Annotated in this window: 6 protein-coding genes and 1 other annotated feature; of the genes, 5 read left to right on the top strand and 1 reads right to left on the bottom strand. The window is 33.9% G+C overall.

Features of this window, described 5'->3' with window-relative positions; genetic code table 11:
* Positions 1-12 precede the first annotated feature (12 nt).
* Entirely contained in the window at positions 13-1,230 is a 1,218-nt protein-coding gene (locus RZ79_RS06095; protein WP_034532223.1) for an MFS transporter, read from the top strand.
* A 36-nt stretch (positions 1,231-1,266) separates the two neighbouring features.
* Positions 1,267-2,676 (top strand): oligosaccharide flippase family protein, encoded by a 1,410-nt coding sequence (locus tag RZ79_RS06090; RefSeq protein ID WP_054450657.1) that lies wholly within the window; start codon positions 1,267-1,269, stop codon positions 2,674-2,676.
* 171 nt (positions 2,677-2,847) lie between these two features.
* Here RZ79_RS06090 and RZ79_RS06085 read toward each other — a convergent pair whose 3' ends face one another.
* Entirely contained in the window at positions 2,848-3,195 is a 348-nt protein-coding gene (locus RZ79_RS06085; protein WP_054450655.1) for a hypothetical protein, read from the bottom strand.
* 402 nt (positions 3,196-3,597) lie between these two features.
* Between RZ79_RS06085 and RZ79_RS06080 the strand changes: the two genes are divergently transcribed.
* From RZ79_RS06080 to RZ79_RS06070, 3 genes are all read left to right on the top strand, one after another.
* Positions 3,598-5,235: a peptide ABC transporter substrate-binding protein gene (locus tag RZ79_RS06080; protein ID WP_054450653.1), complete on the top strand. Its 1,638-nt coding sequence runs from the start codon at positions 3,598-3,600 to the stop codon at positions 5,233-5,235.
* A gap of 55 nt (positions 5,236-5,290) precedes the next feature.
* Positions 5,291-5,527: a binding site (T-box leader), on the top strand.
* Between the two features lie 175 nt (positions 5,528-5,702).
* Positions 5,703-6,503 (top strand): 2-keto-4-pentenoate hydratase, encoded by an 801-nt coding sequence (locus RZ79_RS06075; protein WP_054450651.1) that lies wholly within the window; start codon positions 5,703-5,705, stop codon positions 6,501-6,503.
* A 244-nt stretch (positions 6,504-6,747) separates the two neighbouring features.
* Positions 6,748-14,489, top strand: a 7,742-nt coding sequence (locus RZ79_RS06070) for a glycoside hydrolase family 70 protein (RefSeq protein ID WP_054450649.1), incomplete at its 3' end; no start/stop codon positions are given.

The raw sequence follows: 14,489 nt of genomic DNA, 5'->3' as shown, positions 1-14,489 counted from the left end.
GGAGGAATAATTTTGGACGATAATAAACATTGGCGTAAGAATCTTTGGATATTGCTATTTGGTACTTTTCTAACAGGGATTGCCTTTAGTGAAGTTATTCCGTTTCAACCGCTATATATTTCTGAATTAGGCGATTTTAGTAAGAGCCAACTCTCACTACTTAGTGGAATTGTATATGCTTCTTCTTTTATTGTCGTAATTTTTACATCGGCCATGTGGGGACGATTTGCGGATCGTCATGGACGAAAGAGAATGGTGTTACAAACATCATTCGGTTCAGCTGTTACGCTATTCTTAATGGCTTTTTGTACCAATGTCTGGGAACTTCTAATCCTAAAGTGTCTACAAGGATTCTTTGACGGGGTTATCCCTAACTCAATCGCATTGGTTGCAACTAGTACACCCAGAAACAAGACTGGATATGCATTAAGTTGGCTATCAACTGGATACACAAGTGGATTTTTAGTTGGACCTATTTTTGGTGGTTTATTAGTACGATTATTGAGTATTCGTGTTTCATTTATGGTAACGGGATTACTACTATTTTTGTTCTTTTTACTAACTTACTTCTTCGTAGAAGAACACTTCAAGCCAGATCCAGCTAAGCTAAAAGAAAAGAAGGAATCGTTTGTTAAAATTATCAAACGTTTCCCAAACACACACTTTGTTGTTTGGATTTTAATTATTTCAATCGCGCTTCAAATTATGAACAACTCAATCAATCCATTGATTACCTTATACGTTAAAGAGTTAATGAATAACTCTGGAAACGTATCTGTTGTATCGGGGATTGTTGCAGCTATGCCAGGTATTGGGATGGTACTTGTTTCTCCTTGGTTCGGAAGACTAGGGGACAGATATGGTACCAACAAAATCCTAACGCTTGGGTTCATCTTGGCAATTCTATTTATTTTCCCTCAAGGCTTTGCACCAACCGTTCTATTCTTTGGTGTATTTAGATTCTTAACTGGGGTTTCAAATGCGGCAATTTTTCCATCTGTTCAAACATTGCTGGCAAAGGGAACACCATCAGAATCTACAGGGATGGCATTTAGTCTAAATCAAGGTGCACAAGCCGTTGGTATTTGTATTGGTTCATTAATGGGAAGTATTATTTCATCTATCTGGGATTACAACGTGGTCTTCTACGTTAGTGCCTTAGTAGTATTGGTTACATTTATCCTAGTTAAGATTAAAGTGCCGGAATTGAGAGATTCAAACACAGAATAAGTATTTTTCATTGAGAATGTAGGTGTAAAAGGGTAAATGAATAAGGGACTTGTTAAAAATATAATCAATCTAATGATCAGTAACTTAATATCACTGATGATTAGTGTCTTATCATCATTTATTACGCCTGTTATCTTGGGTCATGATGGATATGGTTACTATAAAATATTCTCACTATATACGACGTATGTACCATTGCTTCACATGGGATTTATCGATGGGATTTTAATTCGAAATGCTGGTAAAAAAATAGAAGATATCTCGTTTAAGAAGTTTAGAACCTATACGCTATTCTTGTTAATATTCGAGTTATTCTTAAGCATTGTAATGAGTATCTTTGCATGCTTAATTAATATCCCGCAAATTAATCGAGAAATTATTATTGCAATTGCTATATATTCATTCTTATTGAATGCACTAACATATTTTCAGTTCTTTTCTAAGTGTATTATGCGCTTTAGTGAATTGGCATCTATCGCAAGACTTCAATCATTTATCAATCTATTCTTTTTATTATTAGCTTTGTACCTATATAAATTTACAGCTTTCAATGTAAACGTCACTTACTACATGTTTTACATGAACTTCGCTGTGTTTATATTACTTTGCTACTACCTCGTCAGATATAAGAAAATTATATTAGGTGAACGTAAAAATTTGGCGAGCCAATTTAAAAATATCCGGGTATTTTTCAGAGTTGGTTTCGCAATTATGATTTCGTATCAAATTACGATGGTGATGGTTAACGCTGATAATCAATTTATCTCAATGTTTTTCAAGGTTAGTGAATATGGTAAGTATGCATTTGCTTACTCACTAGCGGCCTTGCTATTAACTGTGTTTAACGCCGTTTCTTCGGTAATGTTACCGTACATGAAAAAGGTGGGGAAATCAGCGGTTGTATCTAATCATGATTCAAACATCGCAGTCATTAACGCAATTGTCTTTTTCGTCATTGCTTCGTACTATCCAATCGCTTGGATAGTTAACAATTTTATTGCTAGTTATAGTGAATCTGTTCAATATTTAAGTGTCGTCTTTCCGGGAGTCGGGATTACTTGTATTGTGCAGTCTTATATATTCAATGACTACATCATGGCGAAGAAAATTAAGGACTTCTGCTATATCTCATTAGCCAACTTAGTATTTGACTTTGCCGTTTACTACGTTGGATTTAGATTAAGTCATAGTACGCTTAAAATCGCGCTATTATCAATTCCACTGTTAATGATATGGTATCTAACCCTTGAATGGTTTATGAACGCTGAATCTGGAGTGAAGTTTATTAAGAACTTCTATTACTTGATGATCATGGCATTTGCATTTATTGTCATTAGCCACATCAGTAATATCTGGATCAGTCTGATTGCATATGTCATTACGTATGTCGCTGTTACATTAGCGTTTTATTTTAAAACATTTAAAACTATTATCTTAAATTTATAAAGTAGCATTAAAAACTAATCCTAAAATAATCGACGTTTTTTAGGGAATTAATCATCAGATGTTATATTAATTTATGAATAGGTAAGAGAAGATAGATTACTTTATTCCAGGGACTTTGTCCCACGTTTATTAATCCATAATTAGAAAAGAGGCCTCCGCAGAGGTCTCTTTTTATTTAACATCTACATCAGAAGATAGCACGTAAGTATTATCATTGATCTTGTAGAAGTTGGTTTGTTCATCTTGGACTAACTTGGTAGATGTTAGTTTAGTTCCTTTTTGGTATGTGTCTTTCTTCAATGAATCAAGACGAGGAAAACTGTATTGACTTGTTTGATTATTTTTAACAATTAGTTCATATTTACCATTATGTTTTTTCTTTGTCACAGCGACGGTTTGATTAACTGCTTTCAATGTGGAATCAACGTTACTATTCTTGGTGGCGATACTAATAGCAGCGATGATGGCAATGAATAACAAGATAATGACGATTACAATTTTTGAAAATGTACTTTTCATTTTTTTCATTCCTTCTCATGTTTACTTTGCTACTTCATAGTATACAACTTTTACTGATAGAGCAATGAAAAAGTAGGTGCTTTTACTTTATATTAAAAAATAATTAGAATCAATCGTTGACTTCTCATTTGTAAGCATGTATTATTCAAGATAATCAATCTGTACGAAAGAAGGTTATCCATTTGAAGAACGTAATGTTAATTTCATGTTGTTGTCAAACTGTCGTTAGCACAAAAGTGGTAACCTTTTTAATCGTGTAACTCGAGATAGTTTGACAGAAATTAATAAAAATTGAGTTATACGAATAAGAGACCACTGCTTGAGGCTAACATTATTGTTATCCTTGGGCAGTGGTCTTTTTCTTTTGATTGAGCACATACAAACACATAGGAGTGAAAAAATATGAAAAAGTTATTAGTAGCATCAGCAATGACAGCGTTAGCAGGGGTAACGCTAGCAGCATGTGGCAATAATTCAGGCGGTAACGATGCCAAGACACAAACATTGAATTTAGCAGCCACATCACAATTAAGTACTTTAGATATATCAACATCTACTGGATATGGATCAACAGGAAATGCCTTTAGTAGTTTTTACAAGCTTGGTGATGATGGAAAACCAACACTAGATTTAGCGCAAAGTGCTAAGACTAGTAAGGATGGTAAGACATGGACATTTAAACTCAGAGATGCCAAGTGGAGTAACGGCAAGGACATTACTGCCAATGACTTCGTATATTCATGGCGTCGAACTGTAAAACCTGCAACTAAGGCTGAGTACTCATACTTATTCAACGATGTTGAAAACGGTGAAGCTATCACTAACGGTAAGATGAACCCTGATAAGTTAGGGATTAAGGCTCTTAACAAACATACAGTTCAAATTAAGTTAACTAAACCAATCGCATACTTCAAGACCTTGATGGCTTATCCATTATTCGGACCACAAGACAAAGCTATCGTTAATAAGTATGGTGATAAGTATGGAACTAATGCTAAGTACATGGTTTACTCAGGACCATTCTCAATTGAGGGATGGAATGGAACTAATGATACTTGGTCATATGTAAAGAACAATAATTACTGGGATGCTAAGGACATCAAACTAAAGAAGATTAACTACACTGTTGTAGCTAACCCAACCACTAGTTTGAACCTTTACAACCAAGGTAAGATTGATGTGACTGCATTATCATCAGAACAATTAAAGAACTACAAGAATAATTCAGAATTGCATGATTACTCATATTCAATGACTACATTCCTACGTTACAACTTTAACGACCCTGATGAACAAAACAGAAAGATTATTAACAACAAAAACATTCGTAAGGCAATCTCTTTAGCAATCGATAGAGATCAACTAAACGAAAGTATTCTTGGTTTTAACACCAAAAAGATTACTGGATTCGTTCCTTACGGTTTAGCTAATGATCCAAAGACTGGCAAGGATTTTGCTGACCAACAAGGCGGCAAAGACTCGCTAGCTTACAACAAGAAGTTAGCTAAACATTACTATGAAAAGGGATTAAAGGAATTAGGCATCAAGAACGTGTCATTATCATTAATGGCTTCAACTGATGATGCCAACACTCCAGTTGCGACACAATACTTAAAGGCACAACTTGAATCAGTTCTTCCTGGTTTCACTTTAAACCTAAGAACAATTCCGGGTAAGTTAGCCAACGACAATCTAACTAAGGGTAACTTCGAAATTTCACTATCATCATGGGGTGGAGACTTCAAAGACCCAATTACCTTCCTACAAATTCCTGAACAAAACACACCTTACAACTTTGGTAAGTACAACGATGCTAAGTTCAACGCATTATTAAAGAAGGCTGGCACTACAGATGCAAATGATGCAAGCAAACGTTGGCAAGATCTAATCGATGCAAGTAAGGAACTAAACGATGATCAAGGAATTTCTCCACTATATCAAGTAAGAACTTACTACCTACAAAAGAGCTACGTTAAAGACGTTATTCACAACACTGCTGGTCCACAATGGAACTATACGAAAACTTTTATTAAAAAATAATTAAAAAGTGTTGACTTTTCTAATCACACTCTTATAATAGGGTCAATTAGATAAATAAATAGCGATTATAAGAACAACTAATCAGAATCGTTTTAAGAGAGTGCTGGGTTGATGTGACAGCATAACGAACCTGATTAAAAGTTATCATTCTTTAGTTAGCCCACTGAAACAACAGTAAGTGGCGCCGGTAGCAACCGTTAAGTTGACAGCGTATCGATTTTTATCCGTACGTAGAGGATAGTCTTTTTAGACTATTAAATTAAAGGTGGTAACACGCGGAAGCGTCCTTAGACCCATATTAAGTGTGGGTTTGAGGGCGCTTTTTTTATTTATCAATCAGGATTAGGAAAGGAAGTGGTGACAATGCAATTACCGATTAGTGAGTTAGATGATGGACAGATTAATATTTTATTTTGGATTGCAGCGTCACCAAATAAGGTACGCTGCTAGAAAAGGAGCGTATTATTATGACAACTACTGAATTAGAATTAACCGCAACTGAAGAAAGATTAGCCAACGCATTGTTTGAAGCATACAAGACCAAGAAACCATTAAAAATGGATGAATGGGAAGATATGGTGTCTGATGAAGAGTCGTCATATCGAGTTCAAAGAAGATTAATGGAATTAAAAGATGAAGATCTTGGTGGATACAAGGTCAGTTTGACTAGTAAGCAAACCCAAGATATGTTCGATTCAAACGAACCACTATATGGAGCTCAAGTTAAATCACATTTCGTTCAATCACCGGTATCATTATCACTGAACAGTGAACTTATGGATCCACTGGCCGAAGTTGAGCTGGTCTTTAAAGCTAAAGAGCAATTATTGCCAACCGATAGCCTAGAGGATTTAGCAAATAAGACCACAGTGTCATCAGGAGTAGAAGTTCCAGACTCAAGATTTTCTGATTGGTTCCCATCACTGTCTAAGTACATGGTCATGTCAGATGCTGCTGTTGGCGGATACGTAGTCTATGGAGAGGAATTTGATACTAATAGTTTCTCACTTAATGATTTAGAAAATGTTACAACTACACTAAGACATGATGGTGAAGAAGTTGCGACTGGATCATCTTCCGAAGTATTAAGTAATCCACTGAATGCCCTTCAATGGTTGGTCAAAAAACTAGACGAACAAGATCTAAGATTAGAGGCAGGTCAAAGAGTATCTTCAGGAACCTTCCTGCTTCCTCCACACTTAACCAAAGGACAATGGACAGCAACATTTAATCAAGGGTTTAGTGAAGTAAAATTGAATGTTAAATAAAAGTTATGAAAAAGAACACCCTAATAGGGGTGTTCTTTTTTGTAATAATTATGTAATATATATTGCTTTATTTTTTAAGAAAATATTAAATATAAAAAGTTGATATAACGGGTTATTTCTGCGCTTACCATAATAATATTAATAAAATCTTAAATATTATTAACTTTTTTATACGTTTTTGTTACAATATTATTGCAATGATATTGAAAAATTATAATAAGTTTATAACATATAGGTGGTATTTATGAATAATTATCAAGATAGAAAATTGCATTATAAAATGTATAAAAGTGGAAAAAACTGGGTTGTTGCAGGTATTGTTTCAGCAACAATGTCTATTGTATTATTCCAAAATATTAATGATGTTACAGCAAAAGCTAGTCAAAATCAGATTACATATTCAGGTAGCTATGCTTCGACAGATTCCGGTAGTGCTAAAAGTGCATATTCAGCGTCATCTTACATAAACGGATCAAGTTCTTTGTCTGTACCTAGCACTGATAATTCAAACAAATCAAGCTTAGCGTCTTCAACAAACTCTAGTGTTGTGACTTCTTCATTAAGTTCAAATGTTATGAATCAATCATCTAATTCACATGCGTCATCAATAAGTTCAGACGTTTCAAATCAATCACAAAGTTCAAAATCAGCATCAACGAGTTCAAATTCGTCAGAAAAATCTGATTCAGCATCACAGTCTAATAATTCTGTGCAATCATATGAATCGGTTTCTTTAAGTGTATCTTTAGCATCCAATGCTTCACAAAACTTAAAATCGCATACAAAGAACATTGATGGAAAGACATATTTTTATGATTTAAATAATAATGAAGTTAAGTCTGCTTTAATTGACGATAACAACACATACTATTATTTTGGACCCAATGGATATCTGACTACATTTGATGATTCAAAGTTTTCGGATGGCTCAATCAACTCATCAGATCAGTTATCTATTTATACCCCAGATGGTAAATCAATTACAAATGTTGATGGCTTTTTAACAGCTGACTCATGGTATCGTCCTAAGCAAATTCAAGTAAGCGATACTCAATGGAGAAATTCTACTAATGCAGATTTTCGACCACTATTGAGTGTGTGGTGGCCTAACAAGACAGTTGAAATTAATTACTTAAATTATATGAGCAAAAATGGTCTAGTTAATGGTCATTTTGATAATAATAGTAGTGCAAACGATATCAACCAAGCAGCTGCAACTGTAAGATTAAGCATTGAAAACAAAATTAAAGCAGATAATGGTGATTTAAGTGCGATTAGATCTTTATTTACTACTTTCATAAATTCTCAGGATGAATGGAATATCGACAGTGAAGACTATAATTCTGGAGATGGTTTACAAGGTGGGTCACTTCTTTTTGGAAACAATAGTGAAACTAAAGATGCCAACTCAAACTACAGATTACTTAATAGAAATCCGACTCAACAAGATGGAAAAATTGATTATACACATACACAAGATCCAGGCTTTGAATTTTTGTTGGCTAACGACGTTGATAATTCTAATCCTGTCGTACAAGCTGAAACACTCAATTGGTTGCATTACCTAATGAATTTTGGGTCAATTGTTAACAAAGATAGTTCAGCAAATTTTGATGGCGTGCGTGTTGATGCTGTTGATAATATGGACGCCGATGTGCTAAATATCATTAGCCAATATTTTAGAGATGCATACAAAATTAACGCCAATGACGTTAATTCTAATAATCATCTTTCTATTCTAGAAGACTGGAGTGGAAATGACCCATATTACCAAAAAGATCATGGAACAAATCAAATGACTCTTGATAGTGACTATTTAAGCTCATTACGATCGATTTTAATGTACAATCCTTCTGTTAGATCTGATATGTCAACTATTATTAATGCTGGTATTGTGGATAGAGCTGATGACAATACAACTAACAAAGCTATTCCAAATTATGAAATTGTAAGGGCTCATGATGCAGGTGTTCAAGACATCATTTCACAAATTATTATTGACAACATTGATCCCCATGCTTCAGCTTCTAATCCAACGTGGGAACAAATGAGAGAAGCTTTCAAGATATACGATGCTGATGAAAATAGCACTGTAAAAAAATACACACAATATAACATTCCCGCATCATATGCATTGACCCTTACAAATAAAGATACAACCCCAAGAGTTTACTATGGTGACCTATACACTGACGACGGTCAATTTATGGAACAAAAGACTCCATATTATGATGCTATTGCTGAAATGCTTAAATCAAGAGTTAAGTATGTAGCTGGTGGACAACATATGGAAGCGGTTAAGGTTAATAATGGTGAAGATACGATTCTTACTTCTGTTAGATATGGGAAGGATGCATTAAATGCAGATGACTTAGGTGATAGTCTAACTAGAACATCTGGAATAGCTGTTGTTGAAAGTAATAATCCTACTTTGTCACTTTCGGATAAAGACAAAGTTGTTATTCATATGGGGGCAGCCCATAAGAATCAAGAATATCGTCAATTATTAACGGCTTCAAATTCAGGAATTGATTCTTTTGACAGTGATAGTTCAAAAGGTTATGTTGTCGTTCGTACAGATGATAATGGTGACTTAACATTAGATGGAAATATCATTAAGGGATATGCTAACCCGCAAGTATCTGGATACTTATCAATGTGGGTACCACTAGGGGCTTCTGATAATCAAGACATTAGAACTGCTCCTTCTTCAGAATCAAGTACTGATGGTCAATCCATTCATTCTAATGAAGCATCTGACTCGAACGTTATATTAGAAGCATTTTCTAACTTTCAAAATTTTCCACAAACAACTGATCAATATGAAAATGTTGTTATTCAAAAAAATGCAGAAGATTTTAAAAATTTAGGTTTTACTTATTTAGAATTACCACCACAATATAAGTCAACAAAAGATGGTTCGTTTATTGATTCGGTTGTACAAAATGGTTATTCATTTAATGATAGATATGACCTAGGATTTGATACGCCAACTAAGTATGGTACGGCTGAACAATTGATTGATGCAATTAAATCTCTACATGCACAAGGAATAAAAGTACTTGCTGATATCGTTCCAGATCAGATATATTCATTGCCAAACCAACAAATTGTAAACGCAACTAGAACAAATCCTTATGGAGATGCAAACTTTAATTCAAATCTTATTAATGTTTTGTATGATGCGTTTAGTAAGGGTTCTGGAACTGATTATCAATATAAGTATGGTGGTGAGTTCTTAGAACAACTAAAAAAATTATATCCTGACTTATTTACCACAAAACAAATTTCAACAGGACAACCAATCGATGCTTCTAAAAAGTTAAAGATTTGGACTGCTGAATATTTAAATGGTTCAAATATCCAAGGTCGAGGTTCGGGGTATGTATTAAGTAGTACACCAAATTCTAATTACTACACTGTTGTAGATGATGGAAACACAAACATAAAGAGTTCTAATCTACCCAAAGGATTATTAGGTGATAATGTTGAATATGGTTTAAAACTTATTGATGGCAAGATGAAGTACGTTTCCACCGGTGGATTTATTGCTAAAAATACTTTTATTCAAGATGATAATCACAATTGGTACTATGTTGATAATAACGGTGATTTTGTTACTTCTCCACAAGTTATCAATGGAAATAAGTATTTCTTCCTATCAAACGGTGTTAATTTAAGAGACTTCATTTCAGTTAATAGTGATGGAACGATGAATTATTATCAAAGTAATGGAATTTTAGCAAATAACCCCGGGTATTATTACAGTAATAATATAAATCAAATGGTACATGTTAATAATAACGGTGTTTTAGATACTGGGATTGTTAATGTTAATGGTTATGTTCAATATTTTGATGATAATGGTTACCAAGTTAAGGGAGACATAGTTAATTTTAATGGTCGAAAAATGTATTTTGACGATGGATCTGGTAATTTAGTTTACAATCGATTTGTTTCTTACAATGGAAATTGGTACTATGCAGGTTCCAACGGGCTATTGGTAAACGGATTACAAAATATAAATAACCAAAGTCTTTACTTCGATGATAATGGAAAACAAGTTAAAGGTGGAATGATTTCATTAGATAATCATAAAATGTATTTTGATGCTAATAGTGGAAACCTTTATAAAAATAGTTTTGTATTGTTAGATGGAGATGTCTATTATGCAAATAATGATGGATATATTGTAAATGGATATCAAAACATAGGCGGAAGAAATCTATATTTTGATTCAGACGGAAAACAAGTAAAAGACCAATTTGTTAATATTAACGGGAATAAAGTATATTTTAATGGTACTGATGGTTCTGAAGTAAAAGACGATTTTATTATTCATGATGACAAAGAATATTATGCGGACAATCAAGGACATCTTTTGACGGGATATAATTTTGTTAATGGGCAAAATATGTATTTCAATGAGGATGGATCGCAAGTAAAAAATTCGATTGTTAGTTTAGATGGTAAATTAATGTATTTTGACGAAAATTCAGGTAACCAGGTTAAGAATGGCTTTATTTTACACAATGGGAATGTTTACTATTCTAACAAAGACGGCATTTTGGTTACTGGATATCAGAATATAGACGGGCAAGATTTGTTTTTTAATGCAGATGGTACTCAAATTAAAGGTGGTACTGCTGAAATAGATGGTGTTAATTATTATTTTGAAAATGGAGAAGGACATTTAGTTGGCAAAGTTGACCAAGTAATTAACTCAAATAGATTTAGTGACAATAAGCTTTTGGATGCTAATAATAATGTTGTTAAAGGATTAATTTTTAATAATGGTCAATTGCAATACTTCGATTCATTAACTGGAGATCAAGCTAAAAATAAACAAATTATTGCTGATGGCAATACTTATTATTTTGATAATTCTGGTAATGGAACTTATTTATTTACCAATATTGGTGAAAGTGAAACAAATGATTTTTCACAAAGGAATGCAGCTAATAGTGTTAACCTAAGTGATTACAAAAATGTTGTAGATGGATTCTTTACAGCAGATACTTGGTACCGTCCAAAACAAATATTAGATAATGGTACTACTTGGCGTAATTCAAATAGTAATGATTTCCGACCAATGATTACAGTATGGTGGCCAAATAAAAACGTTCAAGTTAATTATTTAAAGTTAATGCAAAATAATAATCTCTTAGATAAGAGCACCAATTATACATTACAGTCCAATCAACAAATGTTAAATCAAGCTGCTCAAAATGCGCAGGTTAACATTGAAAAGAAAATTGCACAAACGGGAAATACTGATTGGTTAAATGATCTGTTATTTAAAGGAAATGGAGATACACCATCATTTGTAAAGCAACAATATATTTGGAATATTTTATCTGAATCACCAGGACAAGATGATGCTTTGTTACAAAATGGATATTTTAAATATGTTAACAGCGAGCTAACACCAAATACCAATTCTTCATATAGAATATCAAATAATTTATGTGATTTCTTACTTGCTAATGATGTGGATAATTCCAATCCAGCTGTTCAGGCTGAAGACTTAAACTGGTTATATTATTTAACTAATTTTGGAACTATTACCGCCAATGATCCAAATGCAAACTTTGACAGTATTAGAATTGATGCGTATGCCTTTATAAATAATGATATTGTCCAAAGAAGTAATGACTACATGAAACAAAAATATAAATTAACTGAAAGTTCTAATAACGCAAATAGCCATTTGTCAATTGTGGAGGCAGGTGTCGATGCTGGAACGACATCAACTAATAATGATGAGTTAGTGGAATCACCTTTTAGAACAATATCGTATGGATTAATACACAAAGATAGAAATCCTCAAGATATGAATAACTTTATAAAAGAAGTGGATACAGGTGTCGTTATTGCCGATCATGAAAATAATTCACAAGAAATTGGACAGCCTAACTATTCTATCGTTCATGCGCATGATAAGGATATACAAGACAAAGTTGGCGAAGCGATTGTTGATGCAACCGGAATCAAGGACTGGACGAATTTTACTCCTTCTGAATTATCTGCAGGTTTGAAATTATATTATGATGATCAACGAAGTTCTGAAAAAAAATATAATGATTATAATATACCTAGCGCTTACGCAATTATGTTGACAAATAAAGGTACAGTCCCACGAATATATTATGGTGATATGTATCAGGATGATGGACAATTTATGCAAAAACAAAGCGTTTATTATGACGATATTGTTTCACTATTGACAGCTAGAAAAAAATACGTTTCTGGTGGTCAATCAATGTCTGTAGATCATAACAATTTCTTAGAAAGTGTACGTTTTGGTAAGGGAGCTGGTAGTGAAAGCGATTCTGGTAATGCAGAAACGCGTAATGAAGGAATCGGCTTGATTGTTGGAAATGACCAGAATAAGAAATTAAATGATGGAGACACTGTTGTTTTGCATATGGGTGCTGCTCATAGAAATCAAAAGTATCGTGCATTAATGTTAACGACAAATGATGGTATAAAAAATTACGATTCTGATGAAAATGCTCCTATTGCCGAAACAGATAGTAATGGAGATCTTGTTTTTAGTAATAAGGATATTAACGGACAAGCCAACACAAGTGTTAGAGGTGTTTTAAACCCAGAAGTTGCCGGATATGTTGCAGCATGGGTTCCTTTAGGAGCATCTGATGATCAGGATTCGAGAACATTATCTAGTAATAAATCTTATAATGATGGAAAAGTACTTCATTCAGGAGATGATTTAGATTCTAATGTTATTTTTGAAGCCTTTTCAAATTTTCAACCAGAACCAACAAATGAAAATGAATATGAGAATGTAGTAATCCCCCAAAAAGCTTCATTATTTAAAGACTGGGGTATTACTAGTTTTGAACTTCCTCCACAATACAGGTCTAGTAATGACCATACTTTTGTTGATGCAACCATTAATAATGGTTATGCGTTCTCTGATAGATATGACCTGGGATTTGGTCAACCCACTAAATATGGAACTGATGTAGATTTAAGAAACACAATTAAATCATTGCATGATAACGGAATGCAGGTCATGGCAGATGTAGTTTATAATCAACTATATAATTTGCCGGGGCAAGAAGTTGTTTCTGCTGTAAGAGCAGGATTTACTGGTAACACAGTTTCATTGCCATTTGGAAATCAATTATATGTTGTGAATACTGTTGGTGGTGGTGACTATCAAAAGAAATATGGTGGAGCATTTTTGCAGAAGCTATACCAAGAATATCCAAGCTTGTTTGATTCAGAAAAATATCAATATAATAGTAAGAATTATGTTACTGATTTACTTGTTATGACAGATGGAGAACGTTCGGCGATTCCTTCTGATCAACCAATCACAGAATGGTCTGCCAAGTACATGAATGGAACTAACATTCTTGGACGTGGTATGGGATATGTATTAAAAGATTGGAACACAGGAACTTACTTTAAACTGAATGGAAACAATTCTGTGCTTCCGGATGTTTTAACTTATAGAAATAGTTTTGATGATAATACAGGAACTCAATCAAGCTCAAGTGCGCAAAGCAGTGCATCAAACCATGAAACACAAATTAGCTCAAGTGCCCAAAGCAGTGCATCAAACCATGAAGCACAAAGTAGCTCAAGTGCGCAAAGCAGTGTATCAAGTCATGAAGTACAAAGTAGCTCAAGTGCGCAAAGCAGTGCTTCAAGTCATGAAGTACAAAGTAGCTCAAGTGCGCAAAGCAGTGCTTCAAGCCATGAAGTACAAAGTAGCTCAAGTGCGCAAAGCAGTGCATCAAGTTATGAAGCACAAAGTAGCTCAAGTGCGCAAAGCAGTGCTTCAAGCCATGAAGTACAAAGTAGCTCAAGTGCGCAAAGCAGTGTATCAAGTCATGAAACACAAAGTAGCTCAAGTGCGCAAAGCAGTGCTTCAAGCCATGAAGTACAAAGTAGCTCAAGTGCGCAAAGCAGTGCATCAAGTAATGAAGCACAAAGTAGCTCAAGTGCCCAAAG

Origin of the sequence: Apilactobacillus kunkeei DSM 12361 = ATCC 700308, assembly GCF_001281265.1 — a bacterium.
Classification (GTDB): domain Bacteria; phylum Bacillota; class Bacilli; order Lactobacillales; family Lactobacillaceae; genus Apilactobacillus; species Apilactobacillus kunkeei.
This window is presented reverse-complemented; position numbering and strand designations above follow the sequence as displayed.